Below are 26,699 nucleotides of genomic sequence, written 5' to 3'. Positions count from 1 at the left end.
TACAGAAAACCTTAGTCCTCTATCTTACAGTCTTGATTCTTAGCTCTTGCCTCTCTTCCTCCTGCCGCCGGCATGACCGGCTTATCAACACTTCCTTTTATTTCTGGAAAACGGTTTATAAAACCAGCAAGACAGAATCGGACTATCTGAATCATCTGCATAGCCGCAAACTTTATATGCGCATCATGGATGTGGATATGGACGAGAGCGGCAGTGTCCCCATTCCGGTATCACCCATATCATTTCAAGCCAGGCTCCCGGACACTGTGGAGATGATACCTGTAGTATTCATTGTTAACAATATCCTGAAAATAACAACCCACCAACAGCTTGATGCCTTGGCCGCTAATATCGTTCGCTTTGTAAATGGCAAAGTGCAGCATGCCGGTAAAGCCAGCTTTAATGAATTACAGATAGATTGCGATTGGACAGCATCAACCCGTGAAAATTATTTTTACCTGTTGGAGCAATTACATAAAGTTAAAGGCCTAAAGGGGAAACCCATTTCGGCAACGCTGAGGCTGCACCAGTTAAAAAATCAAAAAGGCAGCGGTATCCCACCGGTAAACCGGGCTATGCTGATGTGTTATAATATGGGCAACCTGCGTAAATACGGGGAGCAAAATTCGATATTGGAAATAAGCGAACTGAAAAAATACCTGGGCGATAACTTGACCTCCTACCCTATGCCCATTGATATCGGATTGCCACTGTTTAGCTGGGCTGTCGCTTTCCGGAATAAGGAATACATCGGAATTGCTAAACGGATCTCGTTCGATGATCTGAATAATAAAAATCAGTTTATCTTTATAAAAAATAACATTTACCGGGCCAAAACCAATTTGCCCGATTATGGTTTAAAAACAAATGACGAGGTGCGCTGGGAAAATGTATCTGCCAGTAATTTGCAGGCCACAGCCACCTATTTATCGCCGTTTATTAAAGCGGATACGGTAAACGTTATTTATTTTCACCTGGACGATGCTACTATAAAAACCTATACCTATGACAACCTTCAAAAAACTGCTCATCTGTTCCGTTAGTTTGATCATTTGCTTTTTTGTTGAAATCGCGATCGATATGGCCTGTGGAGGCGAGGTTGATCCATACGATTATTATATCTCGTTTTTTCACAATAATGTGCAGCGTACGCAGGAGTACGAGCCCTTTTATTTTACCAGCTACAAGTTTTTGTATGATGACGATGAACGGGTGAGTGAGGCCGAGATCAACTCGCGCGAATGGGCAACCTATTTAGGCGGCGGTGTTAAAGCAGCTGATGTACAAAAGGCGATGTACCGTTTAAAAGGCAATGCTGATACCGCTTTATACGTAGGATATTTAGCCGGAAAAGGCAGCTTACCCGATAGTCTAAAAAATAATACGTTTCTGCAAGCGCTCCCTTCAAACAAAAGCGCGCTCAAATATTACCAGTTTGCCAAGCGTGTGGAATCTATCGCCAACGTGAGGTTTGAATACTGGGATCCCAAAGAAATGGATACTGAGGGTCTTAAAAGTGCCGGTGAAGAAGCTTTATCAAACGCCAATACCGAAAATGATAAATTTATTAAACTACGGTACTTATACCAGGCCCAACGCCTGCTGCACTATGGTAAAAACTATGAGCAGGCCGCTAATGTGTACGATAAATACCTGGTTAATTATAAAACCGACAGCCATGTAAAAGGCTGGGCCCTGGCGTTAAATGCAGGCGAGAAACGCCGGCTTAAGGATACCATACAGGCTGCCTACCTGTTTTCGAAAGTGTTTGCCCAATATCCCGAAAGGCGTATACAGGCCTATCGCAACTATAATTATATCAACGTAAAATCTTCGCAGGTTTTGGCATTGGCCAATAACAAAAGCGAAAAGGCGGTGATCATGGCTATTGATGGTTTCAGTAATTCTGAATTGGATAACCGCTCTTTAAAAGAAGTTTACCATTATGAACCAACATCTGATATGGTTGGGGTTTTGCTGGTACGTGAGATCAATAAACTGGAAGAATATTATCTTACGCCAACTTTGGAGGGCAGCCCTATCCTCCTCAACTCCTATTATAACAAACTGGCCGATAGCACCAAGCTCCACGCGCAAAACCACATGAAACAGTTGAATGCCTTTTGCGAACAACTGGCCTCAGAAAAAAAATATCCGGAATATGGGCTGGGTAAACTGGCACAAGCCTACATGGCCTGGATGCAAAAGGACACCAAAGCTGGCCAGGCTTATATGGACGCGCTAAAGGACGAAAAACTGAGTGATAAATTTAATGATCAAAAACAGATCATCCAACTGCTGCTTACCGCGCAGGGCATGCAGCAATATAATGAGGTGAACGAAGCCGCTTTATTACCATCGCTCAAATGGCTCGATGCAAAAGTTGCCCATGAGGTCAATGTCAATACCTCCAGTCGCGATTGGGGTTTTTATGGCCAATATCCCTTTGCAGCCACTGCCCGCAATTTTTATCAGAACATTATGGCGCCGGCCTATCTTAAACAGCGCGATACCAGCAAAGCCGCTTTGGCTATGCTGCAGGGCGATGCTACCATAAAAAAGGTTATTGAGCCAAGCTATCAAACCATTGGTTTTTGGCAAAATTACCTGCATTCATCGGCCATTAACAAATTGGTGGCCTGGAAAAAAAGTCCGCCCGCTACCCCGTATTTGAATTTCATGACAAAAAAGCTGGTTATCTATAAAACGGATGATCTGTACGGACTGTTGGGTACCGCCTATCTGCGTGAGCATAAATATCCCGAAGCCGCGGCGGCGTTAAATATGGTTAATGAAAAAGAGCTGAATAAATTCCCGACCAATTTTTATGACGAAAAAGCAACCGGTGCCGATCCCTTCATCAGCCAGATGGCCGACTACCCGAAACTGCTGCTAAAGAAAGGTGGGAAAGGATATAATAAACGGCAGTTTGCCCAGGCTATGGTGGCTTATCAAAAACAAATTAAGGCTAACCCTAAAACTGCCGCTACCGGTTACTTTGATATGGCTACGGCTATATACAATACCTCAACCTATGGTAATGCCTGGTACCTGATCAGCTATGATTGGTCGTCGACAGATTATGGCCGCAAATCCATATACTATTATGATGCCGACTATATAAAAACTACTTATGCTGAAAAGTTGTTTTTACAGGCCAGGCAGCTAAGCACCAATGCCGAGTTTAAAGCCAAATGCACCTTTATGGCGGCAAAATGTAAACAGAAACAAATCAAACTACCATCCTACTCGGATTTTCCGGACTACAACTATACTAAGCTCCAGGATGCCGAAAAGGAATATGACAAGTCCGTAAGGCGCAACCCCTACTTTGCCGAATTACAAAAAAGCTATGGCAAAACAGCCTACTATAAACTGGCGGTAAATGATTGCAGCTATTTGAGGGATTTTTTAAAAAGAACTAAGTAATTAAACTGCATGGAGCATGTAATTAAAAGAGGTATTTACGCTTGTTTGATCTGTTGTGTTTTATTAACAGGGGTATTCAAAAAAGCAAATGCGCAAATCGCAAGGGATACACTTACTACCAGTTTACATGAGGTTTTTTTACAGGATAGCTTGCCCGGACTTTGCGTGGTTTTAGTAGACGCTCACAAGGTCATTTACCAAAAAAGCGTTGGATTTGCCGATATTGGTAACCATATCCCTTATACAACCAACACCGTACAGAATGTAGGGTCGGTAAGTAAAACTGTTATAGCGCTGGCTTTAATGAAGGCTATTGAACTCCAGTATTTTACATTAGAAACCAATATTAATGATATCCTGCCCTTCAAAGTGATCAATCCCAACCAGCCCGACAGTAAAATTACGATAAGGGAATTGGCCAATCACACTTCGGGGATTGTTGATAACCCTGCTATTTATCCAAACACTTACCAGTTTTATCCTAAACTAAGATCATTTGATAGTACAGCTTTAAACGCATTACAGGGGATAGGCTACCGGGAAAGCCTGAAGGATGGGTCCCTGAAGACATTTTTTTATAATTATCTGGCTACCGGGGGCAAATATTACAACAAAGCCAATTTTGGTGAGGGACTGGCTGGCGGTACTTCATCCTACAGCAATATAGGCTCGGCATTGGTTGCTTACCTGATCGAGATCAAATCGCACCTTTCATATGCCGATTTCACTACGAAATATATTTTAAAGCCATTAAAAATGGATCATTCAGGGTGGTCTGTTCCTGCAATGAATTTAAAGACTCACGCCAAACTTTACCTCGATCTGCATAGTTATTTTCCATTGTATGATCTGTTGACCTATCCCGATGGAGGGCTCAAAACATCTGCCAGCGACCTGAGCAAATACCTGATGGCCGTGATCAGAGGTTATCAGGGAGACAAAAGCTTGCTGAGCGAAGCTTCCTATAAAGCGATGTTTACACCACAGTTCAGCACAGAACATCCGCCCAAAAACATCAGTTTAAAAAACCGGAACAAAGGTATATTCTGGAACCTATATATAAACGGAACCATTGGTCACGATGGCGATGATCCCGGGGTTGGGGCTTTCCTGTTCTTCAACCCCAATACTGGCTTGGGAGGTCTATTCCTTTGCAATAAATACCTGCCCAATAAACAGTCTATAATTGATCTGCTGGTAAAAGCAACAGGGGAAAAATAAGAGCTTGAGTAAAAATTAGTTGTCACGATGAACGGAGTGAAGCATCTAATCGCCGATATGCAAAGTTCGATAATAGATCCTTCGCTTCACTCAGGATGACAAACTTTTCTTTTGTCTTATTTCTTGATTCTTATCTCTTGGTTCTAAAACCTACGCCCGAGTATCGTTACCATGATAAATGCTCAGGTAACTTTCATATCGAGATAGTTCGATATCGCCGTTTTCCAGGGCTTCCAATACGGCGCAGCCCGGCTCGTTAATATGGCGGCAGTTGTTGAAGCGGCACTCGTTCATACGCTCCCGCATTTCGGGGAAAAAGTGGCCCAGCTCCTGTTTTTCAATGTCGATAATGCCTAATTCGCGGATGCCGGGGGTATCGATAATAAAACCACCTTGCGGCAGCTCAAACATTTCGGCAAAGGTGGTGGTGTGCATGCCCTTGTCGCTCCATTCAGATACCATGTGTGTACGGAGGTCGAGATTAGGCAACAGGCTATTGATCAGGCTTGATTTGCCCACACCGGAGTGACCCGAGAACAGCGTTACCTTATCTTTTAACAGCTCCTGTACCTGGTCGATATTGGTACCATCCAATGCCGACACCTCAAAGCAGGGATAGCCTATATTTTCGTATATAGCTTTATAGTCGGCCAGTATTTCCAAACCCTCGTCGCTAAACAGGTCGAGTTTGTTAAATATCAATCGTGCCGGTATATCATAAGCTTCGGCAGTCACCAGGAAACGGTCGATAAAGCCCAGCGAGGTACGCGGAGAGGCCAGGGTAACCACCAGCAGGGCCTGATCAAGATTGGCGGCTATGACCTGTGCCTGCTTACTCAGGTTGATAGCCTTGCGGATAATATAGTTTTTGCGTTGCTGCAGGTTGGTGATTACGCCGTTTTCGCTATCGGGTTCCATTTCAAAATCAACCACATCGCCAACAGCTATCGGATTGGTGGTCGTGATGCCCTTCATTCTAAACTTACCCTTAATCCGGCAATCTATACGCTGCCCATCGGGGGTTTGTACCTGGTACCAGCTTCCGGTTGATTTGGTGATTAGTCCCTGCATATTATAGCCCCAAAAGTAATAATTAATTTGCCATCGCTTTATTTTAGGGTGTAATGCTCAAAAATTATGGCAAAAGCCCGCGGTTTGTACCCGCTTTTTTATCATTCAGGTAATTATATGATACAAATCAGCCTTTTTATTCGCTTTTTCATAAAAAATAAAATAATCCTTGCTATTTAAAGATTAATCTACTTACTTTACAGACATTATATATGACACTTAACAACACCATTATTACCATTATTATTACCACCGGCATAAACCTCGGAGGAAGATAATCGTATGGTGTAAAAACATAAAAAAGAAACCAAATGAAAGCCTTCCTCCGCAAAGAGGAAGGCTTTTTTGTTTAAATGGCCTCACCCTGCCCTCTCCGAAGGAGAGGGTTTTGAATGGAATATTTAAAATATTGATACTAAACCATAAATGAAAGTTCTAAAATTTGGCGGTACATCCGTAGGATCGATCACAAGCATCCAAACTCTTTTAAACATACTGAGTACTGAGTTTAAAGCGCAGGAAAAACCAGTAGTTGTTCTATCAGCTATGGGCGGGGTAACCAACCTGCTGGCCTCCATGGCGGAGGACGCAGCCAGCGGAAAAGAATTTACAGCGGCCCTGGCCGACCTGGAAAAACGCCACTTTGATGTGGTAAAAAGCCTGCTGGATGTGCAAAACCAAAACCCGGCTTTTACCCGTTTAAAAATTCATTTTAACCAGCTGGAGGAGTTGTTGCAAGGTGTATTGACCCTTAGGGAGCTTACCCCCAAAACACGCGACCAGATCCTGAGTTTTGGCGAACGCTGCTCAACCATTATGGTAAGCAAAATAGCCGCTCAGCACTTTAAAGATGTGCTTTTTGTTGATGCCGCCGAAGTGATCAAAACAGACAGCTCTTTTGGTAACGCGAAAGTGAATACCGAACTATCCGAAATGCTGATCCGTAACCTGTACGAGGCTAATAAAGATAAAATGCTTATCGTAACCGGTTTTATAGCGGGCAACGATGCCGGGCAAACCACTACCCTGGGTCGTGGCGGCAGCGATTATACCGCGGCTATATTTGGCGCGGCGCTTAATGCCAAAGAGATACAGATCTGGACAGATGTTAACGGTATGATGACCGCCGACCCACGGATGGTGAAAAAAGCATTCTCCTTAACCGAACTTACTTATACCGAGGCCATGGAACTTTCGTACTTTGGCGCCAAGGTGATCTATCCGCCAACCATGATCCCGGCCTTCCTGAAAAAGATCCCTATCGTGATCAAAAATACCTTTGAGCCAGAGTTTGAAGGTACGGTGATCCGTCATGATTGTAAGGCATCAAGCCTGCCTATCAAAGGCATTTCCTCTATCAATAATATCAGCATCCTGAACCTGGAAGGCAGCGGCATGGTGGGTAAATCGGGCTTTAGCGGTCGCTTGTTCTCGCTACTGGCCCGTGAGCAGATCAACGTGATCCTCATCACCCAGTCGTCATCAGAGCATAGCATTACCTTCGCGGTACAGCCCCAGGATACCGAACGCGCCAAACAGGTGATAGAACAGGAATTTGAACTGGAACTGGCCGCCAAAAAGCTGGAACACCTGGTGATCGAAAAGAACCTGGCCATATTGGCTATTGTGGGCGAAAATATGAAACAAACCCCGGGCATGTCGGGCAAATTGTTCCATGCGCTGGGTCGTAATGGTGTTAACGTAAGAGCCATTGCGCAAGGTTCGTCGGAGTATAATATCTCCGTGATTATCTCGGCTAATGATCTTTCCAAAGCGTTAAATGCCGTTCACGATGCCTTTTTTGTACAGCTCACCAAAACACTGCATGCCTTTTGCCTGGGTACCGGCAATATCGGGAAAACCCTGTTTAACCAGTTGAATGCCCATAGCCAATACCTGAAAGATAACAATGGCATACAGGTAAAAATAGCGGGCATCAGCAATACCAGTAAAATGACCTTCAACAGCGATGGCATATCGCTGGATACCTGGCAGGATGATTTGCAGGCTTCGCCATATGAGGCCGATCTGCAGGCTTTCATCAGCAAAATGAAAGAAATGAACCTGCCAAACTGCGTATTTATTGATAATACCGCCAGCCCGGTGCCAATAGGTTTTTATGAGCAGGTGTTTAAAGCCAATATCTCGGTGATCACCTGTAATAAAATAGGTAACTCAGGCAGCTATCAACAATACAAAACCTTTAAAGATACCGCGCGCCGTCATGGGGTCGACTTTTTCTATGAGACCAACGTTGGTGCGGGCTTGCCCATCATCAACACGCTGAAAAACCTGATGAACAGCGGCGACCGGGTACAGCGTATCGAGGCTATTTTGTCGGGCACCATATCGTTCATCTTTAATAACTTTAAGGGCGATGCTAATTTCCACGATGTGGTAAAAGAAGCACAGGAAAAGGGCTATACCGAACCCGATCCGCGTGATGACCTGAGTGGGAAGGATTTTATGCGCAAAATGCTGATCCTGGCCCGCGATGCCGGTTATGCCATGGAAGAGGCTGATGTGGAGATAGAAAGCGTGCTGCCCAAAGCCAGCCTGGAAGCCAAAAGCGTAGAAGATTTTTACGCCACACTGAAAACAGAAGATGCGCACTTTGCCAAACTAAAAGACCAGGCCGAAAAAGATGGCCGGGTATTGCGTTATATAGGCAAACTGGAAGATGGTAAAGTAACCATCACCCTGCAAATGGTTGATGAAAACCATCCTTTCTACATGCTGTCGGGCAGCGATAATATCATATCCTTCACTACTGACAGGTACAAGGAACGCCCACTGGTAGTAAAAGGCCCTGGCGCAGGTGCAGAAGTTACGGCCGCCGGTGTATTTGCTGATCTGATTAATATAGGTGCGAATTAAATGGAGCCCCTAGCCCCGTAAAGTGGAACCGACAGTATAGTTTGATAATATTAAAATGGAAAATAAAATAGAAGAATTAAAAGATCCCTCGCAGATAGCACCCCCTTCAGGGGGCGGGGAGGGCATCCACGTTTTTGCCCCGGCAACTGTGGCCAACGTGGTTTGCGGTTTTGATGTATTGGGCTTTGCGGTTAATGAACCGGGCGATGAGGTGATCATGCGCCTGACAGGTAAGCCGGGCATCACCATCAGCAAAATAACTGGCGATGATGGTCGCCTGCCGCTTGATCCGGCCAAAAACACGGTGAGCGTAAGCGTGCAGCATTATCTGGAAAGCGTTGGCCGTACCGATGTGGGTTTGGATATTGAACTGCACAAAAAAATGCCGATAGGCAGCGGCCTGGGATCCAGCTCGGCCAGTACGGTTGCAGGCCTGTTTGCCATCAAAACCTTGTTGGGCGATGATGCCGACCCGGTAAAGTTATTGCCCTTTGCCATGAAAGGCGAAGAAATGGCATGCGGTCAGGGTCACGCAGATAATGTTGCCCCTGCCCTGTTTGGTGGTTTTGTGCTCATCCGCAGTTACGAGCCGCTGGATGTGGTAAGATTACCGCATCCTAAAGATCTTTACTGCGCCATCGTATTCCCTGATGTGGATGTACCTACCCGTGAGGCCCGCCAGATCATCCGTAAAAACATCCACATGAAAGATGCCGTAACCCAATGGGGCAATATTGCCGGCCTGGTAAGCGGTTTATTTATGCAGGATATTGAACTGATAGGTCGCAGCATGAAAGATGTTCTGGTTGAGCCCGTACGTTCCATGCTGATACCCGATTTTTATAAAATGCGTGAGATTGCCATGGGTATGGGCGCCGTAAGCTTCGGTATCTCCGGCTCTGGTCCATCTGTTTTCGCATTTACTAAAGACGAAGAAACAGCCACGCTCATCACTCAAAAACTGCAGCAGCATTTAACCGGGTTGAAAATTGGCTCAAACAGCTATGTATCCACCATCAATGACGCAGGGCCGAAGGTAATAGCGAGGTTTTAAGTTTAAGTCAAATTCAAAAAGCAAAAAAAGGTGTCACCTTGAGCCTGTCGAAGGGCGTGAGCAGAGTCTTCCCTCCATGCTTCGACAGGCTCAGCATGGCAGCCAGCTTTGTCATCCTGAGGAACGAAGGATCTAATCGCCGAATAGATGCTTCACTATGTTCAGCATGACAAATTAAAAAATTAAATACATCCGAAATCGAACATCCGAATTCCGAAATCAAAAAAATGAAACTCTACAGTACCAATAACACCTTATCAGAAGTATCCTTTAAAGACGCGGTTTTTAACAGTATGCCGCAGGATAAAGGATTGTATATGCCTTACAGCATCCCCCGCCTGAGCGATGATTTTATCAACAACCTGGATAAATACAGCTTGCCCGAGATTGCGTTTGAAGTGGCAAAGAACCTTTTAGGCGATTCTATCCCCGAAGCTGATCTGAAAACCCTGATTGATGATGCCATCAACTTCCCTGCCCCTGTGGTAAAGCTGGATGATAACGTTCATGTACTGGAGCTTTTCCATGGTCCGTCGCTTGCGTTCAAAGATTTTGGCGCCCGTTTCATGAGCCGTGTAATGAGTTACTTTTTAGAGGAGGGCGAAAAACAGCTGGACGTACTGGTAGCTACCAGCGGCGATACCGGTGGCGCCGTAGCCCTGGGCTTTTTGGGCGTGCCGAATACCCGCGTAACCATATTGTACCCTCAAGGCAAAGTAAGTGGTGTGCAGGAGCAGCAATTAACCACCAACGGCCAAAACATCCGTGCGCTGGAAGTTGATGGTACGTTTGACGACTGCCAGGCCCTGGTGAAACAAGCCTTTACCGATGCCGAGCTGAATGAGAAGTTCCGCCTCACATCGGCCAATTCTATCAATATCGCGCGCCTGGTGCCGCAAACTTTTTACTATTTTAACGCTTATGCCCAGTTATTAAGGCAGGGTGTTAAAAAAGTGCTCTTCTCGGTACCGAGCGGAAACTTTGGCAATATCGGTGCCGGTCTGCTGGCCTGGAAAATGGGTTTGCCTGTTGAAAAATTCATCGCGGCAACCAATGTTAATGATACCGTGCCCGAGTTTTTAAAAACCGGCGTTTATCAGCCAAAACTGTCAGTAGCTACCCTATCCAATGCCATGGATGTAGGTAACCCAAGTAACTGGGTACGCATAGCCGATCTGTTTAAAAATGATACCGATGCTTTGAAACAGTTGGTTGTAGGCTATAAATATAACGACGAAGAAACCCTGAAAGCCATCAACTGGGTATTTGATACTTATGGTTATGTGGTTTGCCCGCACACCGCGATAGCCTGGCAGGCGCTGACCGATTATCAGCAAGACCATGCAAGTGCCGGGACCGCAGGCGTATTTTTATCAACAGCACACCCCTGCAAGTTCCCGGATGTGTTTAGCGAAGCTATAAGCGCTAAGATCGAGATCCCCGCACAGGTGAAAGAGTTGCAGCATAAAACCAAGCTGGCTGTGCCTCTGAGTAAGGATTTTGCCGACTTTAAAGCGTATTTGTTGGGAGCTAAATAAGGATTTGCCTAAAAAAAGCAACGTTGTTGCGAGGAGGAACGACGTGGCAATCCCCGATTTGCAGAGTCTCTCTGTATAGTCGGGGATTGCCACGCTGCGCTCGCAATGACGATCGTTAATAAAGTTTCTGTTCCATCATTTCCAAAGCTCATTAATCGAATCTTGCTATATTTGATCAATGAATATCGATAAAAAAGTAATCTTAATATGCTGCGTAATCGCCCTGTTTTTTGCGGCTTGTTCTGGTCATAAAAAATTTTCCCGGGAAGATTGGGATTACGGTGATGGCCTTACATTCCCTAACCGGAGCGGGATGGTGGATGACTTGCTGAAAAACTATAAGCTTAAAGGTTTAAAATACCAGGAAGTGATTCACCTGCTGCATCGCCCACAACAAAGCAATACTGCCGAAATGGTGTATGATGTGGAGGAAGTAAACAAAAAAGGAAAAGTTATTTACGTTAAAAAATTGATCCTCTCCCTGAAGGATTCTGTAGTTACCGGCACTAAAATTTACGAGCACTCCGATAAAAAGAAATGATCGATACCATCATATTTGACCTGGGCGCGGTTTTGATTGATTGGAACCCGCATTATATGTACCGGACCCTGTTTACCGACGAACAGGAAATGATCCATTTCCTGGCAACAGTTTGTACTTCGGATTGGAACGAGGAACAGGATGCGGGCAGGTCGTTGCAGGAAGGAACCGATATTCTGGTGGCTCAATTTCCGCAGCATGAGGCCCTTATCCGTGCGTTTTACGGGCGTTGGGAAGAAATGCTTGGCGAGGCTTTTCATGATACTGTCGAGCTGTTCAGGAGGCTAAAAACAAGCGGTAAATACAAGATATACGCGTTAACCAATTGGTCGGCCGAAACTTTTCCGGTAGCCCAGACCAGGTATGATTTTTTAGGCTGGTTTGATGGTATTGTGGTATCAGGCGTCGAGAAAATGCGCAAACCCGCGCCGGAATTTTACCAGATCTTACTTGATCGTTACCAGGTTGACCCGCAGACAGCTTTATTCATCGATGATAATTACCGCAATATATTAGCCGCTGAAAAAGTGGGGATTAAAAGCATACATTTTACTTCGGCTGAGCAGTTGGAAAAGGAACTGGATGCGTTGGGGTTGTTGTAGTGTTTTTGCAAAAGTAGTCAGTCTGAGCTTGTCGAAGGCCCGCGCGCAGAGGCCACCCACCATGCTTCGACAGGCTCAGCATGACAGGCCATAAAAAGAACAAGGCTTTGGAAAATCTCCAAAGCCTTGTTACATATTATTCGCTATCGCGATTAAGCACCACCGTGCTGCTCTTCATGCAGAACTTCCTGGCGGAATAGTTTAGCACTCAGGAAATCGTTATTCATCCGTGCGATGTTAGTCAGCTTAATTTCTTTAGGGCATTCTGCCTCGCATGCACCGGTATTGGTACAGTTACCAAAACCCTCTTCGTCCATCTGGGCTACCATGGATTGTACACGACGGTAACGCTCTGGCTGACCTTGTGGCAACAGACCTAATTGTGTAACCTTCGCCGATACAAAAAGCATAGCCGAAGCATTTTTACAAGCTGCAACACAGGCACCGCAACCAATACAGGTAGCGGAGTTAAAAGCCTCGTCGGCAACAACTTTTGGAATAGGGATGGCATTACCATCGGGTACGCCACCTGTATTTACCGATACATAACCACCAGCCTGCTGAATACGATCAAACGCCGAGCGGTCAACAGCCAAATCTTTTACAATAGGGAATGCCGAAGCGCGCCATGGTTCAATCGTGATGGTTTCGCCATCATGAAAAGTACGCATGTGCAGCTGGCAGGTTGTAATACCTCTTTTTGGCCCGTGCGGGTGGCCATTGATGTATAGTGAGCACATACCGCAAATACCTTCGCGGCAATCATGATCAAAGTTAATGGGCTCATCGCCTTTATGGGTTAAGCTCTCGTTCACCACGTCAAGCATTTCCAGGAATGACATATCAGGCGAAATATTTTCGGCCTTGTACGTTACGAATTTGCCCGCGGCTTGCGCATTTTTTTGACGCCATACTTTAAGCGTCAGGTTCATATTTCCGTTACTCATCTTTTTTGAGATTTAGTATCAAGTAGCTAGTATCAAGTATCAAGACTTTTCTTGCCCGTACCTTGTCCTAATTTCAATGTATGTTTATTATAGTATCAAGTAATCAGTATCAAGTATCAAGATTTTCTTGCAAGCATCGAAAAGCAAATGCAACTGTCGTGATACTTGATACTAGCTACTTGATACCCCCTTACGCGTAATTCCGCTGTGTTAAATGCACCGATTCAAACACCAGTGGCTCTTTGTTCAATACTTCGGGTTGGTTTTCCCCTTTAAACTCCCAGGCGGCAACAAACGCAAAGTTTTCGTCATCACGTTTAGCCTCACCATCCGGTGTCTGCGATTCTACCCTGAAGTGACCGCCGCATGATTCTTCGCGCATTAAAGCGTCATCAACCATCAGCTCGCCCAGTTCAATGAAGTCGGCCACACGACCGGCGCGCTCCAGCGAAGCATTTACTTCCTCGTTATCGCCGGTTACAATAGCGTTTTTCCAGAAATCGGCTTTCAGCGCCTGGATCAGGCCTTTGGCTTTTTTCAGGCCTTCTTCGGTACGCGCCATACCGCAATATTCCCACATAATGTGGCCAAGCTCGCGGTGATATTCGTTGACTGTTTTGGTGCCTTTTAAGGCCAACAGTTTATTAACGTGCTCAATAACTTCTTTTTTGGTTTGCTCAAAAGCAGGGTGACTGGTATCAACCTTTTTAGGACCGATGGTAGCCAGGTAATCACCCAGGGTATAAGGGATCACAAAATAACCATCAGATAAACCCTGCATCAGTGCTGATGCACCGAGGCGGTTAGCCCCGTGGTCGCTGAAGTTACACTCGCCCAAAGCATATAAGCCTGGTATGGTGGTCATCAGGTTATAATCAACCCAAAGGCCACCCATGGTATAGTGTACCGCAGGGTAAATACGCATCGGCTGTTTGTACGGGTTCTCGTCGGTGATCTGGATGTACATATCAAACAGGTTACCATACTTGGCAGCTACGGTTTCTTCGCCCAGGCGTTTGATAGCATCGGCAAAGTCAAGGAATACGGCGAAGCCTGATGCGCCAACACCACGACCATCCTCTACCATTTCCTTGGCGTTACGTGAAGCCACGTCGCGCGGAACCAGGTTTCCGAATGATGGATATTTACGTTCCAGGAAGTAATCACGATCTTCTTCTTTGATCTGATCAGCCTTCAGTGTGCCTTTGCGCAATTGCTCGGCAAGTTCAACTGTTTTTGGCGCCCAAACCCTACCATCGTTACGCAGCGACTCAGACATCAGCGTTAATTTCGACTGGTGATCACCCGATACCGGGATACAGGTTGGGTGAATTTGGGTATAGCATGGGTTGCCAAAGAAAGCACCGCGTTTGTGGGCCCTCCAGGCAGCTGTTACGTTTGAACCGATAGCGTTGGTTGACAGGTAGAACACGTTGCTGTAACCGCCTGTACATAATAATACCGCGTGACCTGCATGTGTTTCGATAGCGCCGGTAAGCATGTTACGGGTAACAATACCTTTGGCATGGCCATCAACTACAACCACATCAAGCATTTCGGTACGGGTATACATTTTTACTTTGCCGGCATGTATCTGGCGGTTTAAGGCCGAGTACGCGCCTAACAACAATTGTTGTCCCGTTTGACCGCGGGCATAAAACGTACGCGATACCTGCGAACCACCGAATGAACGGTTATCCAGCAAGCCGCCGTATTCGCGGGCAAAAGGAACACCCTGTGCCACGCACTGATCAATAATATTTACAGATACCTCGGCCAGGCGATAAACGTTGCCTTCACGGGCACGATAATCGCCACCTTTAATGGTATCATAGAATAAACGGTAAACGCTGTCGCCATCGTTCTGATAGTTTTTTGCCGCGTTGATACCACCCTGTGCCGCAATAGAGTGCGCACGGCGTGGACTATCCTGAAAGCAAAAAGATTTTACGTTATAACCCAGTTCGGCCAGTGAAGCCGCAGCCGATGCACCCGCTAAACCGGTACCTACAATAATAATATCGTATTTACGCTTGTTGGCAGGGTTAACCAGCTTCAGGTTAAATTTATGCTTGCTCCATTTTTCGGCTAATGGGCCTTGAGGAATTTTAGCATCTAAACTCATTTCTCGTATAATTATGTAGTTTGTGAGTGGTTGATTGGGTTGATTAAGTTAAGTGGTTTGAAAACTACACTATCTAACTTAAGCCAATTCAATCAGCCATTTAACTTAGTCAACTTAAATTACCCTTTGTGCATAAAAAAGTACCACAATGGCATAAGGGCAAAACCTATAGGTATAATAACCGCAAAAAACCATGCGCCAATACCGTATACTATAGGTGTATATTTACGATGTACCCATCCCAGCGTGCGGAAAGCGCTCTGGAAACCATGCAACAGGTGGAATGATAGTGCTCCCATCGCAATTACATAGATCAATACGTACCAGATGTTGCCAAAAGTGTGCGCCACACGTGCATGCAGGTCTTTCACTCGTACTATCTCTACATTGTTTTCGGTAGATACAGAGTGGTTGAAATCGGCAGATACCGGTGTATAGTCTGATACAGTAGTTTGGTCTGTAGCCAGGTCGGTACGGTATTCCTTAAACGCAACTTCATGGGTGTATTTGTACTTGAACCAGAAATCGCCCATGTGTATTACGATAAATACCAACAGGATGGAACCTAACAGGCCCATGTTTTTTGATGACCAGCTGGCATCTGATTTTGCTGCTACGGCGTAGCCTAGCGGACGCGCTTTGCGGTTTTTTACTGTTAAGATCAACGCATATATAGCATGCACCGCAATTGCCAGGTACAGGATCCATGCAATAACCTCAATCGGTGGAAAATGTGTCAGGAAGTTTGCATACACATTAAAACCAAAACCATTATCGTCCTTAAACAACAGCAGGTTGCCCCCAAGGTGTACAATTAAAAAAGTACACAAAAACAAGCCTGTTAAAGCCATGATCAGCTTTTTTCCCAGTGATGAGTTAAAGGTTTGTTTAAATTCGCTCATTATGAAATAGATTTATTTTAGGCAAAAGTATTTATTATATGCCAAAAGATAGAAATGCATCCGGCTTATTGGTAGGGAAAAGTCTATTTAGAATCAATCTAAGAAATTACATTCAAATTACACAGGGAACAAAGAGTCAAGAGGTAAGAATCAGGAGGTAAGAGCCCCCTCTAAACGGCGAAGACCTCATGTAATAATCTCTCCCCAAAGGGGAGCCTTAAAAAAACGCTTTAAAGCCCTCTCCAAGGGAGAGGGTTGGGTGAGGCTCTTATACAGCTTATCTTGATTCTTGGCTCTAACCTCTTGATTCTTTCTCCTATATTAGGAACATAATTATTATCAATGAAATTAGCAGCTGTTGTTTTACTGGCTCTCTGCCTTGCCGGTTGTAAGCATTTTGAACATGTAGAATTTGAAGGAACCGTTACCGGCGATAAAAGCGGGGTGTTTGTCATTAATGATCATGCCGGGCATGCCATTTATGGCGATAATATTAAGGACGGTAAATTTAAAGTCCCCGCCAAAGTATTGGAAGTGCCGGGCTATTACAGCATGAAGCTCACCAATGATTCGACCAGTAAAAAAGCAGCCGATGGCGTGTTTGAAGTTTACCTGCAGGATGGCAAGTATACCATTAAAGCCGATGCCGCCAAGCCTGGCGATTATCCCGAAATAACATCATCATCGCCCATACAGCAGGAACTTTCGGCCTATTACAGTATCGCCAATAAACTTAACGGCGACTTGAACCGCCAGGCAAGCCAGATCAATGCCCGGATAAATGATAAAGCATCTTCCCTATTGCCCAAAGATCAATTTGTGGCTTTGTTGAACAGCGCTTCGGCGGTTGAGGCTAAAAAACGGGCTCTCGCATCAAAGATCATGAATGAATTTGTTGCCAAATACCCTCAGAATACTATCGGCGCGCACCTCATGCTGCAGCTCGATTATGAAAGCGACCCGGTTGTATATAATGCCGTCTATCAAAAACTAAGCGCTGCCGTAAAAAGCAGCGATGATGGCAAAGAAATAGGTGAAAAACTGGGCCGCTTGGTGAAGCTTATCCCGGGTGCCAAGGCTCCGGCTATCAATGGTAAACTATTGGATGGGAAACCATTTGATCCGATGGCGATGCATAAAGCTGTCTATTTAATTGATTTTTGGCGGGCTGCTAACGACATCAGCCGCCGAAACCATGTGGAACTAAAATCGATGCTGCGTGAGTTTGGCGATAAGAATTTTGGGGTGATCAGCGTATCCATGGATACCAAAGCCGACTGGTGGAGCAGCGCCGTTCAGGAAGACGGCATCACCTGGACACAGGTATCCGACCTGAAAGGCGACGATTCGCCCAACACCCTCAACTGGAGCGTTACCAAAATACCACATTATGATCTGGTTGATGGCAACTGGCACATGATTGAGCGCGATGTACCCATAGGTGGTATATACGCCACGGTTAAGCAATATTTAAGTAAAGCGCATTAATCACCCGTGCGAAGTTTTTCTTGATTCCTGACTCTGGCTTCTTGATTCTCTCGTTCATTCAATAGCCAGCACCTTATCTTTCAAAACGGCAAATATCCTGTCGGCTTTTTGATTGCGGATGGCCACTTTGCCGGTGAATTTACCAAACGAAGGCAATACGGCCTGTTTACTGCCAAAAGCAAAACAAGGCAGCGTGATGGATTGCCTGCCACGGCCGCTCAGGTTAACTCCGGGGTGTATGTGTCCGCAAAAAACATAGCCCCCCGCGTTTTGCAACTGCTCGTCAACAAGCGGATGATGCTGCATTAAAAAGGGATGCATGAGCAATTCGTCATGTAGTTCGATATTCAGTTTCTGGTAATGTTTATCGGCGATGATATCATGATTGCCCCGAACCAGGATGATCTGCAAGTTGGGAAACTGGCTTCGCCACAGGATAAACCAATCCCAGTCGTTATTCATATTGCTGTGGAAAAGGTCACCCAGGAACAATAGTTTTTCGGGTTGATATTCATGGATCAGATCAGACAGAGTAGCCAGATCGCTTTGCTCCATATCCCTTGGAATGGCGATGCCCGCCTTGCGGAAATGCCCCACCTTGCCCAGGTGCACATCGGCAATGATCAATGCCTTTTGCTGCTCCCAATAGATCGCTTTCTGAGGGAGTAATAAAAGTTTTTGCCCTAATAAAGTAAATGGAGTTGCCACACAGATCATCATAACAGAACAAAGTTAAAATTTATTTCCGGAGATGTATCGACTCACCCCGACGTCGCTGCGCTTGTCGCCCCTCTATGCGCGAAGCGGAGAGAGGGGATTTTACACTTTTATTTTCTCTACCCTCTTTCCGGCGAAGCCGAAGAGAGGGTGGTCCAGCGAAGTGCAGACCGAGTGAGTCTACTCTGCGACTTGCCTTAAAGCGGGAGGAAGGGGTTTCTATGTGCATAACGTATAAACCCCTCCCCGCTTTTGCTCACAAACCAGCCACACCCCTCCTGTGGGGAGGGAATTTAAAAGCCCCTCAACCTTAATTTTTATTATTTAATGTTAAGCAATGTTAACAGAAAATGCCGGCACATATTGATGTATTTACTTTTATCTTCATCAATCCATTAATCATGAAAAGGAAACTCAAAATCGTATTAATCTTAATAGCCATATCATTAACAGGCATTGTTATTTTCCAAATTTATTGGAGCCTCAATGCTTATACCATCAATAAAAAAATATTTGATAGCAAAGTAATCGTCGCCATGCAGCTTGCTATGGACCGGTGTAAAAAAGATTATTTTGACTCCGTCCGAACCGTATTGGTAAAACGACTTTCTGATCCCAGCAGTGTTATTACCATCGATACCCCTTCAAGAGTAAATACTCCAAACAACAACGTAAACCCGGTGCTTAATATTAGTTTCTCATTTCATGGCTCTGTAAACAGCAATCCTTTTCAAACGAATGTCAATACCTATAACTATTATAAGGATATGATCGGTCATAAAGCCACCGTTCCGGAGGTGCTAACGGAAATGTCTTTTTATGTTCCGACTTTAATGATGGAGCTCACCACATTTTTAGGTATCGACGATGCTATGCACCCCTCACAGGAACTATCCACATTTATAAAAACGCACCCAGGTATCCCCGGCAATAAATGGCCGCTGCCCAAAGAGGGCATATATGCTTTGCCACCCAATTATAAACAGGCCGATAGTTTAAAGCTAAGCCGGTATTTTACCGAGGAACTACAGAAAAGGAATATTGATGCGCCGTTTATTTTAAGCTTACCCAACAAAGGCCAGTCGGAGCAAAATTTCAATTTCCATGACGGCGAAACCAATGAAAACGTTTATCAATATCATGGCTTTATATTTCTTTTAACGCATTACACCCGGCAAGATGAGTTTACGTTATATGCAAAGGCGGCGATCCGCAATCCGCAATATGCCGTTATCAAAGGGATGATGATCACCCTGCTATTATCGGCACTGCTGGTGTTGTTCACTATATTTTGCTTTTATTATATAGTCCGAACCATCAATCAGCAAAAAGCACTGGGCGAGTTAAAGGATGATTTTATAAACAACATGACGCATGAATTAAAAACACCTATCGCTACTATTACCGTAGCCATTGAGGGGCTGCAAAAATTTAATGCCTTAAATGATCCCGAAAAAACACAGCGATACCTGCAAACCTCCAGGAATGAACTGACCAAACTAAACGAGCTGGTGGGCAAAGTGCTTGATGTAGCCGCCTTTGAACGCGATAAAATAACCTTGCTGAAAGAGAAAATACAGGTTGATGCCTTGATGAACGAACTGATAACCGCCGAAAAAGCCAAAGCCGCTAAAACAGTGAGCATCACCTATAATAATAGAGATCGGGTTGATTATATTGTGGCGGATAAACTGCACTTCGGTAACGCCATATTGAATGTTTTGGATAACGCGGTTAAATATTCCAATGAGCCGGCCGATATCAAGATAGATGTATACCGGGATGGCAATATGATCGTTTTTTCCGTAAGCGATAAGGGTATGGGCATCCCGGCAGCGCACCTGGGGCGCATTTTTGAAAAGTTTCACCGGGTACCTACCGGTAATGTGCACAATGTGAAAGGTACCGGGCTTGGTTTAAGTTATGTGAAGTATATTGCAGAAGCGCATGGTGGCCAGGTAACTGTAAAAAGCGAAGTGAATACGGGCAGTCAGTTTATGATATCAATACCGATGTAATATGAGTAAAATACGCTTATTGCTGGCCGAAGATGAACTGGCCCTGGCCCATATTGTACGTGAAAGCCTGGAAGAAAATAGCTTTGAAGTAATACTGTGCGCCAATGGCGAACAGGCCCTGCAAAAATATAAAAGCGACAGGCCCGATATTTTAGTGCTGGATATCATGATGCCCAAAATGGATGGCTTTGAAGTAGCCAGGCAGGTACGTGAAACCGACAAACTAACACCGATCATATTTTTAACGGCCCGGTCGCAGCCCAAAGATGTGGTGGCCGGGTTTGAGTCGGGCGCTAACGACTATTTAAAAAAGCCTTTTAGTGTAGAGGAACTGGTAGTGCGCATCAGGGTTTTACTAAGTGATAACCGTTTGTTGAGCACCGGCAAACCCGCGGGCGAAAGTCACCAGATAGGCAGTATTACGTTTAACCCACTAAAAAATACCGTTCAGCAAGGCATCAACCAATGGCAATTAACCAGCAGGGAAAGCGATATTTTGAGGTTGTTATGTAAAAACCAGCAGCAAATATTACCACGAAAAGCATTGCTGGAAACCGTTTGGGGCGACGACAGCTTTTTTAATGCCCGGAGCCTGGATGTGTTCATCAGCAAACTCCGCACACATTTAAAAGCCGACCCCAACGTGCAGATCATTACCGTAAGAGGACATGGGTACAAATTGGTCTGGTGATGGAACTATAGGTGTTCGGAAGATCGTTTTTGGCTAAAGCCATCAAATGCTTCTATTATCCGTCCCATAAATGGGACGGCAATGAATGGAAAACTAATTGATTTACCCTTTATTGCCGTTGGTTTTAACCAACGGATTACAAGTAAATAGCTGCTATGGGCTTTAGCCCAATTGAACCCCCTGGCTGGCCACGCTTTAATTAATGATTTATTGAATTTCCTTTCCCCGTCAGCAGAACAGCTTCGGACGAAAGCGGGTAGAACGATGGTGGCCTGTGCGGCTGCAGGGGCATAGCAAGTTTTGCAGAAGCAGAGGCTAAAGGGTGCGAAGCGGGGCAAATAATTGCAGCCCGTGGTTCTGCCTGATTTGCAGGGCAAAGGCCTCGTGCGCAAAGAAGCATTTCTGCTGAAAGCCCTTTGGTTACTTTGTGGCTACAAAGTAAGGGCCCTCCCGCGGCCAAGAGCGGGTCTGCACCATACATGCCTCTCCGAAAAGGATTTTTCATCAACCTGTTACACAAATCATCCATCAACCGTAATGATTAAAAAACCAAATTATGAAAACCCCTATCTTTTTTATTTTACTCTCTGCTACGCTAAGTTTTACTGCCTGTTCCAAAAACGAGGCAACCCCGCTCCCACAAAAGCTGGACGGAACGTATACCGGTGCATTTACATCCACAAGCGTTGGCGCAACTAGCGCTACAGCCAAAGTTGTTATTACAGGTAAAACATATCAAGCTACTTTAAATACCGCTTTCGGCGTTTCGAGCAGAGGCAGCTACGTTACCAGCAAAAATCAAATAGCATTTACAGACAGTACGGTACACACAGCCAATTTTGATTGGGGCCTGTTGCTCAACGGTACTTACACCTCAACCACCAAAGGCGATAGTTTGATCCTGGTGAAAAAAGGCACGGGCTATAATTATACCTACAGGTTAAAAAAGCAATAGTTTGTTTACCCTGACTAACCATAACCCATTGTAATCCCAGGATATTTTTTGTATCTTTAAGTATATCCACCAAACAGCCCTGCTTACTTGAAAATTGTAAGCAGGGCTGTTTGGTTAAAGAGATAAAAGGCGCAAAAATCACCCGTTGGGTATGTAGTTATTTGAATATCAATTATATAGTTCTTTTTAAACTTTTCAAAACGCGTCAAAAATTTGTTAAAAAGTGTTAAAATCGATGGTTTTGATTGAGTTTTGAACAGTTTTTAACCTGTTTTTGCCCTCATTTTGAGCCGAAAAGTGTTAAAATAGAGCTTTAAAAAGTTTTTGTTAAGAGGAGGCAGTTTGAATTTTATAAGTTCGGTTTTTGGGCTGGTGGCGATGAGGTTCCTGGTTCTGTAATATAAATCCGACATCGAACATCCGACATCCGAAATATTCCCGGCTTTCTTATTACTTTTACGGCAACCAATACGGTTTTACATGAGTAATACCTTTAACCGCCCCATACGCGTTTTAGTAGCTAAAGTAGGTCTTGACGGGCACGACCGCGGCGCACGCATTATTGCCACCTCCCTGCGCGATGCCGGGATGGAAGTAATTTATACCGGCCTGCGCCAAACCCCCGAAATGGTGGTGAATACCGCCCTGCAGGAAGATGTGGATGCCATTGGTATATCCATACTATCAGGCGCGCACATGACCGTTTTTCCGCGCATCATTAAACTGCTGCGGGAAAAAGAGATGGATGATGTGCTGCTTACCGGCGGCGGCATTATCCCGCATGAAGATATGGTGACGCTGAAACAATCGGGCGTTGGCGAACTTTTTCCGCCTGGAACCAGCACACAGGACATTGTAGCTTATATTACGGATTGGGTGCACGAGCATCGTAATTTTTAAATAAAACAACCCCATGGAATTTCAAAATCTGCTGATAGAAAATAAAGAACGCATACAATACATCATCATTAATCGCGAAAGTAAGCTCAATGCCCTCAACCGGGAAACCCTGGCCGAGCTGCACATAGCCTTTGCCGCGGCTTTTAAAAACCCTGCCGTTGGCGGTATTATTATTACCGGAACCGGAGCGAAGGCTTTTGTAGCCGGTGCCGATATCAGCGAATTTGCCAACCTGAATGTTGATGAAGGCACGGCCCTGGCCCGGAAAGGACAAATAGAGGTGTTTAACCTGATTGCCAATGGCAATAAACCGGTAATAGCGGCCATTAATGGTTTTGCATTGGGTGGTGGTTTGGAGCTGGCTATGGCCTGTCATATCCGCATAGCTTCAGAAACTGCCAAAATGGGACTGCCCGAAGTTACCCTGGGTTTAATACCCGGTTATGGCGGCACCCAGCGCCTGGCCCAGCTGATAGGAAAAGGCAAAGCCCTGGAAATGATACTGACCGCCGATATGATCACCGCTGTTGAAGCCCACCAATACGGCCTGGTTACCCATGTGTTTTGCCCGGAAGATTTGCTTATTAAAGCCGAAGAGTTATTACAAAAGATATTACAGCGGGCGCCGCTGGCCCTGGCTGCCGCTATACACTCTGTAAACGCAGGCTTTACTGATGGCGTTGATGGTTACGGTATCGAGATAGCACAGTTTGGAAAATGTTTTGGCACCAAAGATTTTAAAGAAGGTGTTACCGCTTTTTTAGAAAAACGCAAAGCCGCGTTTAAGGGAGAGTGATCTGCCCGATCTCCATGTTAAAAATTTGTTAATGAAAGTTCTGTCAGGGGCTATCCGGCTATCTTATTCGGATAGCCCCTTATCCTTAAAAACAAAAATTAGCCACCAAACGCGCCAAAAAAAGGCTTTTTGCCGGCCGAAAAGCTATGTTAATTCCGTGTTAATTTGACACTAACGGGAGGGTAAATATTCAATTTGACAATGGCTTGACTAAAATACCAAATTGGTCAAAAAATAAATCATTGTTAATCAATCGATTAAATATTCGTGACTTTTGGATGAAAAATCGTATATGTTTCTGTGCTTTACTTTGCATTGTGTTTATAAAACATATATCAAAAACACACAATTGTTATGAAAAATACATTTAAAATTTCGGCCCTTGTTTTAGCATTTGCAGGATTTGCATTTGGCGCTAAAGCACAAACAACTACCCCAACCACTTCTACTACATCAACCACTACTAACAACGGTATCCGTTATAGCATCGGCGTTGACGCTGGTATCCCATTGGGAAGCTTTAAAGATAACTACAAATGGAATTTAGGCGGTTCGGTACAAGCGGACATCCCGGTTATTTCAAACCAATTATTTGTTACTGTTAACGCTGGTTACAATAACGTATTTGGTAAGAAGAATCAGGTAGGTCCACTTGGTCAGTATGACGTTACAAACTTTCAACTGATCCCTGTAAAAGCGGGTTTAAAATACTTCGTTATTCCAAACTTTTATGTACAAGGTGAGGCTGGTGCCGCATTTTTGTTAAACAAAAAAGATGTTGGTGTTAACAAATCAACAGCGTTTGTTTATGCTCCGCAAGTAGGTGTTCAGTTCCCGGTTAGCGCAAACGGTAACTTTATCGACGCTGGTATCCGTTACGAAGCAACTACAAAATATGCAACTGGTATTAACGACAGCAAGGTAAGCTTCTTAGGTCTGCGTGTAGCATACGGCTTCTAATATGGCCCTACATATACCTAATTAACAAAAAGGGTAGCCAATTGGCTGCCCTTTTTGTTTGTGCCTTTTTTTGCGTTTAAGTATTCAGATGCATATAATCTGTAATTGTCATATAGCGATTAGAAATCTTATTTTGAACTATGTCACTTGGTTTGAAATATGGTCGAGAATGGAGAGTATGATTATATATAATATGATTTTATAATTATTATTATTGCAATAAATAGACATGTTTTTATTCTTTTTTGATTCTATTTGCGCAATAATTTAAAAATATTATGACAAAAAAAATCCTTATTATTTCTTCCTGCTTGTTTTTTATTTCTTTAATTCAGGCCTGTAAAAAAGACATCAATCAAAATCAAAATCCACCCACCAGTATTGTAACTGAAAATTCAGCAACAAGCAAGTCTCAAATTACATTTGCTAAAATTTTGGCAAAAGCAGTTAAAACAGACGGTGCTTTGAGAGCTTTTCTCAAAGAAGAAAGCTTAAAACAATTTGATAATGATTACGATGTACTTTATCTGATGATTAAAGACAAAAAAGTTAATAATACAGAGACCGTACATGAAAAGTTGGTTCATTTTGCAAATTCTAAAGAAGAGCTTGAATCAATTGAAATTCAATTACCGCTGTTAACTATATTGATCCCTACATTGCCCAATTTTTCACCTGAAAAATGGAATACAAATACAGAGATTCCTTTAGTGGCAAGCGCCGTATCAGGGCAAGATCAAACTTCTATTTATGATGATTTGGGTAAAGAAATTATAGCGAAATCAAATGAAATACCTGGGTTTCCTGTTCTTGTAGTAAAACAGAACGAAAGAATTGTAATAAATACAAATAGCAACTCCAACTTGCGAGCTAATACAACTGCCTCAACAGGGACAACATCATTGGTTGCTTATACAAGCGGCAACTTAAATTTAAGTTTTGCTGATGCTGCTTTCGACAACATCCATAAAAAAGTTACTTCGAACAGGCTTAACATTAACAGAACAACAGACGCTAATGGTATCGATCCTATAAATATTGCAGCTTATAATTCGGGAAATGATTGGCAACGCGACTACATATATTATGGTTTAACTGCAACTAACACAAGAGGTGAATTTAGACACAATTACAGCGAATTCATTACTTCATTTAAATTTTTGACACCTGACGCATTGGGTAAAATTGCAGATCAGGACGAAGACCCTAAAGCCAATGCAAAGTATAATCAATTTGGGTTGACAAATAATGGTGTACCATATCCCAAAAAACCCTGGACTGACGGAAATTTTGAATTCACAATAACAATTTTACTTAATTCAAAAAATGGCATAGGGAATCAAATTACTAAAATATTGAGTGTAAGACCTGAGGAGTTATTTGATCTTAAATATAGCGGAAGCGGAAAGGTATTTGAGTTTTATATCCTCCAGAGCGTTACCCCTAAGGAATATCATCCTAATGTAGAATTGGTGCCTTGGGATTTGCAAAATTATGGTACTGCATGGAAGTTTATCGTGTACGAGAATGATAATTCACAGGAGGTTAATCAGTCGTATGAAAACACAACAACGTTTGCTGCTAACTTTGAAATAACCAGTTCTGTGATTGAAAAAGTAGGATTAAAATTTGGCGCTACTGCAACAACCAGCGATAAAAGGACGTTCAGTGTGAAAACAACTCTAACTTCTGATTTTTTAGGAGAAGCCACTTTGACTTTTGACCAGCCCATAATTACAGGGTTTTCAAATAATGCTTATTCTACGAGGGAAATAACAACCGGCAATATTTTAAGCTTAGGCATTGAACCCAAAAGAGTATTCTGATCATTAATTAAACCAATCATTTAATATTTTATCCAAAAGGG

The 26,699-nt window shown here is 44.0% G+C and carries 21 protein-coding genes; 16 read left to right on the top strand and 5 right to left on the bottom strand.

The features are described 5' to 3' along the window. The first annotated feature begins 32 nt into the window (after nucleotides 1–32). From ACTJKG_RS02785 to ACTJKG_RS02775, 3 genes are read left to right on the top strand one after another with little or no spacing between them, the layout of a single operon-like run. Nucleotides 33–1,043, top strand: coding sequence for a hypothetical protein (locus tag ACTJKG_RS02785; protein WP_172334375.1), 1,011 nt, complete (start codon nucleotides 33–35; stop codon nucleotides 1,041–1,043). After that, complete coding sequence (locus ACTJKG_RS02780) at nucleotides 1,006–3,429, top strand: hypothetical protein (protein WP_172334376.1); 2,424 nt, start codon at nucleotides 1,006–1,008, stop codon at nucleotides 3,427–3,429. Before ACTJKG_RS02785 ends, ACTJKG_RS02780 begins: the two co-directional genes overlap by 38 nt. Before the next feature lie 9 nt (nucleotides 3,430–3,438). After that, the gene (locus ACTJKG_RS02775; protein WP_172334377.1) at nucleotides 3,439–4,650 is read left to right on the top strand and encodes a serine hydrolase domain-containing protein; all 1,212 of its coding nucleotides are present in this window, start codon (nucleotides 3,439–3,441) and stop codon (nucleotides 4,648–4,650) included. Between the two features lie 150 nt (nucleotides 4,651–4,800). Here the strand turns inward: ACTJKG_RS02775 and rsgA are convergent, their stop codons facing one another. Next, nucleotides 4,801–5,721 (bottom strand): ribosome small subunit-dependent GTPase A, encoded by a 921-nt coding sequence (gene rsgA, locus ACTJKG_RS02770; protein WP_172334378.1) that lies wholly within the window; start codon nucleotides 5,719–5,721, stop codon nucleotides 4,801–4,803. 426 nt (nucleotides 5,722–6,147) lie between these two features. On the opposite strand from rsgA, the gene thrA reads away from it, so the two are divergent. From thrA to ACTJKG_RS02745, 5 genes are all read left to right on the top strand, one after another. Then, nucleotides 6,148–8,598 carry a bifunctional aspartate kinase/homoserine dehydrogenase I gene (thrA, locus tag ACTJKG_RS02765; RefSeq protein ID WP_440738284.1) on the top strand — a complete coding sequence of 817 codons (2,451 nt, stop codon included), beginning with the start codon at nucleotides 6,148–6,150 and terminating at the stop codon, nucleotides 8,596–8,598. Between the two features lie 55 nt (nucleotides 8,599–8,653). Further along, nucleotides 8,654–9,652, top strand: coding sequence for a homoserine kinase (locus ACTJKG_RS02760; RefSeq protein ID WP_440738283.1), 999 nt, complete (start codon nucleotides 8,654–8,656; stop codon nucleotides 9,650–9,652). 227 nt (nucleotides 9,653–9,879) lie between these two features. Next, nucleotides 9,880–11,190: a threonine synthase gene (gene thrC / locus ACTJKG_RS02755; RefSeq protein ID WP_440738282.1), complete on the top strand. Its 1,311-nt coding sequence runs from the start codon at nucleotides 9,880–9,882 to the stop codon at nucleotides 11,188–11,190. 178 nt (nucleotides 11,191–11,368) lie between these two features. Next, entirely contained in the window at nucleotides 11,369–11,731 is a 363-nt protein-coding gene (locus ACTJKG_RS02750) for a hypothetical protein (RefSeq protein WP_172334382.1), read from the top strand. Continuing rightward, the gene (locus ACTJKG_RS02745) at nucleotides 11,728–12,333 is read left to right on the top strand and encodes an HAD family hydrolase (RefSeq protein ID WP_440738281.1); all 606 of its coding nucleotides are present in this window, start codon (nucleotides 11,728–11,730) and stop codon (nucleotides 12,331–12,333) included. Before ACTJKG_RS02750 ends, ACTJKG_RS02745 begins: the two co-directional genes overlap by 4 nt. Before the next feature lie 152 nt (nucleotides 12,334–12,485). Here the strand turns inward: ACTJKG_RS02745 and ACTJKG_RS02740 are convergent, their stop codons facing one another. The 3 genes from ACTJKG_RS02740 to ACTJKG_RS02730 all read right to left on the bottom strand — a co-directional run bounded on the left by ACTJKG_RS02740 (nucleotide 12,486) and on the right by ACTJKG_RS02730 (nucleotide 16,307). Then, a complete protein-coding gene (locus tag ACTJKG_RS02740; RefSeq protein WP_172334384.1) occupies nucleotides 12,486–13,280 on the bottom strand; it encodes a succinate dehydrogenase/fumarate reductase iron-sulfur subunit in 795 nt (264 codons plus the stop codon). 190 nt (nucleotides 13,281–13,470) lie between these two features. Further along, complete coding sequence (locus ACTJKG_RS02735) at nucleotides 13,471–15,405, bottom strand: fumarate reductase/succinate dehydrogenase flavoprotein subunit (RefSeq protein WP_172334385.1); 1,935 nt, start codon at nucleotides 15,403–15,405, stop codon at nucleotides 13,471–13,473. A gap of 119 nt (nucleotides 15,406–15,524) precedes the next feature. After that, entirely contained in the window at nucleotides 15,525–16,307 is a 783-nt protein-coding gene (locus ACTJKG_RS02730; protein WP_440738280.1) for a succinate dehydrogenase cytochrome b subunit, read from the bottom strand. Between the two features lie 342 nt (nucleotides 16,308–16,649). Between ACTJKG_RS02730 and ACTJKG_RS02725 the strand changes: the two genes are divergently transcribed. Next, entirely contained in the window at nucleotides 16,650–17,795 is a 1,146-nt protein-coding gene (locus ACTJKG_RS02725; RefSeq protein WP_440738279.1) for a TlpA family protein disulfide reductase, read from the top strand. Between the two features lie 54 nt (nucleotides 17,796–17,849). On the opposite strand, the gene pdeM is transcribed toward ACTJKG_RS02725, so the two are convergent. After that, nucleotides 17,850–18,515 carry a ligase-associated DNA damage response endonuclease PdeM gene (gene pdeM / locus ACTJKG_RS02720; RefSeq protein ID WP_440738278.1) on the bottom strand — a complete coding sequence of 222 codons (666 nt, stop codon included), beginning with the start codon at nucleotides 18,513–18,515 and terminating at the stop codon, nucleotides 17,850–17,852. A 398-nt stretch (nucleotides 18,516–18,913) separates the two neighbouring features. Between pdeM and ACTJKG_RS02715 the strand changes: the two genes are divergently transcribed. The 7 genes from ACTJKG_RS02715 to ACTJKG_RS02685 all read left to right on the top strand — a co-directional run bounded on the left by ACTJKG_RS02715 (nucleotide 18,914) and on the right by ACTJKG_RS02685 (nucleotide 26,658). Further along, on the top strand, nucleotides 18,914–20,530 hold the full coding sequence (locus tag ACTJKG_RS02715) for a sensor histidine kinase (protein ID WP_440738277.1): 1,617 nt from the start codon (nucleotides 18,914–18,916) through the stop codon (nucleotides 20,528–20,530). A 1-nt stretch (nucleotide 20,531) separates the two neighbouring features. Further along, nucleotides 20,532–21,221, top strand: a complete 690-nt coding sequence (locus tag ACTJKG_RS02710) for a response regulator transcription factor (protein WP_172334389.1) — start codon at nucleotides 20,532–20,534, stop codon at nucleotides 21,219–21,221. Between the two features lie 556 nt (nucleotides 21,222–21,777). Further along, complete coding sequence (locus ACTJKG_RS02705; RefSeq protein WP_172334390.1) at nucleotides 21,778–22,176, top strand: hypothetical protein; 399 nt, start codon at nucleotides 21,778–21,780, stop codon at nucleotides 22,174–22,176. Nucleotides 22,177–22,656: 480 nt separating this feature from the next. Continuing rightward, nucleotides 22,657–23,076: a cobalamin B12-binding domain-containing protein gene (locus ACTJKG_RS02700; protein WP_172334391.1), complete on the top strand. Its 420-nt coding sequence runs from the start codon at nucleotides 22,657–22,659 to the stop codon at nucleotides 23,074–23,076. Between the two features lie 13 nt (nucleotides 23,077–23,089). After that, entirely contained in the window at nucleotides 23,090–23,872 is a 783-nt protein-coding gene (locus ACTJKG_RS02695) for an enoyl-CoA hydratase/isomerase family protein (RefSeq protein WP_440738276.1), read from the top strand. Between the two features lie 354 nt (nucleotides 23,873–24,226). Beyond that, on the top strand, nucleotides 24,227–24,832 hold the full coding sequence (locus ACTJKG_RS02690; protein ID WP_440738275.1) for a hypothetical protein: 606 nt from the start codon (nucleotides 24,227–24,229) through the stop codon (nucleotides 24,830–24,832). A 278-nt stretch (nucleotides 24,833–25,110) separates the two neighbouring features. Then, the gene (locus tag ACTJKG_RS02685) at nucleotides 25,111–26,658 is read left to right on the top strand and encodes a hypothetical protein (protein ID WP_172334394.1); all 1,548 of its coding nucleotides are present in this window, start codon (nucleotides 25,111–25,113) and stop codon (nucleotides 26,656–26,658) included. Nucleotides 26,659–26,699: the final 41 nt, after the last annotated feature.

Source organism: Mucilaginibacter sp. 22184 (assembly GCF_052045695.1).
Classification (GTDB): Bacteria; Bacteroidota; Bacteroidia; order Sphingobacteriales; family Sphingobacteriaceae; genus Mucilaginibacter.
This window is presented reverse-complemented; position numbering and strand designations above follow the sequence as displayed.

Coding starts and splice junctions, on each gene's coding strand:
- ACTJKG_RS02780 (WP_172334376.1), top strand. CDS start 1,006: ATGACAACCTTCAAAAAACTGCTCATCTGTTCCGTTAGTTTGATCATT.
- ACTJKG_RS02775 (WP_172334377.1), top strand. CDS start 3,439: ATGGAGCATGTAATTAAAAGAGGTATTTACGCTTGTTTGATCTGTTGT.
- rsgA (WP_172334378.1), bottom strand. CDS start 5,721: ATGCAGGGACTAATCACCAAATCAACCGGAAGCTGGTACCAGGTACAA.
- thrA (WP_440738284.1), top strand. CDS start 6,148: ATGAAAGTTCTAAAATTTGGCGGTACATCCGTAGGATCGATCACAAGC.
- ACTJKG_RS02760 (WP_440738283.1), top strand. CDS start 8,654: ATGGAAAATAAAATAGAAGAATTAAAAGATCCCTCGCAGATAGCACCC.
- thrC (WP_440738282.1), top strand. CDS start 9,880: ATGAAACTCTACAGTACCAATAACACCTTATCAGAAGTATCCTTTAAA.
- ACTJKG_RS02750 (WP_172334382.1), top strand. CDS start 11,369: ATGAATATCGATAAAAAAGTAATCTTAATATGCTGCGTAATCGCCCTG.
- ACTJKG_RS02745 (WP_440738281.1), top strand. CDS start 11,728: ATGATCGATACCATCATATTTGACCTGGGCGCGGTTTTGATTGATTGG.
- ACTJKG_RS02740 (WP_172334384.1), bottom strand. CDS start 13,280: ATGAGTAACGGAAATATGAACCTGACGCTTAAAGTATGGCGTCAAAAA.
- ACTJKG_RS02735 (WP_172334385.1), bottom strand. CDS start 15,405: ATGAGTTTAGATGCTAAAATTCCTCAAGGCCCATTAGCCGAAAAATGG.
- ACTJKG_RS02730 (WP_440738280.1), bottom strand. CDS start 16,307: ATGAGCGAATTTAAACAAACCTTTAACTCATCACTGGGAAAAAAGCTG.
- ACTJKG_RS02725 (WP_440738279.1), top strand. CDS start 16,650: ATGAAATTAGCAGCTGTTGTTTTACTGGCTCTCTGCCTTGCCGGTTGT.
- pdeM (WP_440738278.1), bottom strand. CDS start 18,515: ATGATGATCTGTGTGGCAACTCCATTTACTTTATTAGGGCAAAAACTT.
- ACTJKG_RS02715 (WP_440738277.1), top strand. CDS start 18,914: ATGAAAAGGAAACTCAAAATCGTATTAATCTTAATAGCCATATCATTA.
- ACTJKG_RS02710 (WP_172334389.1), top strand. CDS start 20,532: ATGAGTAAAATACGCTTATTGCTGGCCGAAGATGAACTGGCCCTGGCC.
- ACTJKG_RS02705 (WP_172334390.1), top strand. CDS start 21,778: ATGAAAACCCCTATCTTTTTTATTTTACTCTCTGCTACGCTAAGTTTT.
- ACTJKG_RS02700 (WP_172334391.1), top strand. CDS start 22,657: ATGAGTAATACCTTTAACCGCCCCATACGCGTTTTAGTAGCTAAAGTA.
- ACTJKG_RS02695 (WP_440738276.1), top strand. CDS start 23,090: ATGGAATTTCAAAATCTGCTGATAGAAAATAAAGAACGCATACAATAC.
- ACTJKG_RS02690 (WP_440738275.1), top strand. CDS start 24,227: ATGAAAAATACATTTAAAATTTCGGCCCTTGTTTTAGCATTTGCAGGA.
- ACTJKG_RS02685 (WP_172334394.1), top strand. CDS start 25,111: ATGACAAAAAAAATCCTTATTATTTCTTCCTGCTTGTTTTTTATTTCT.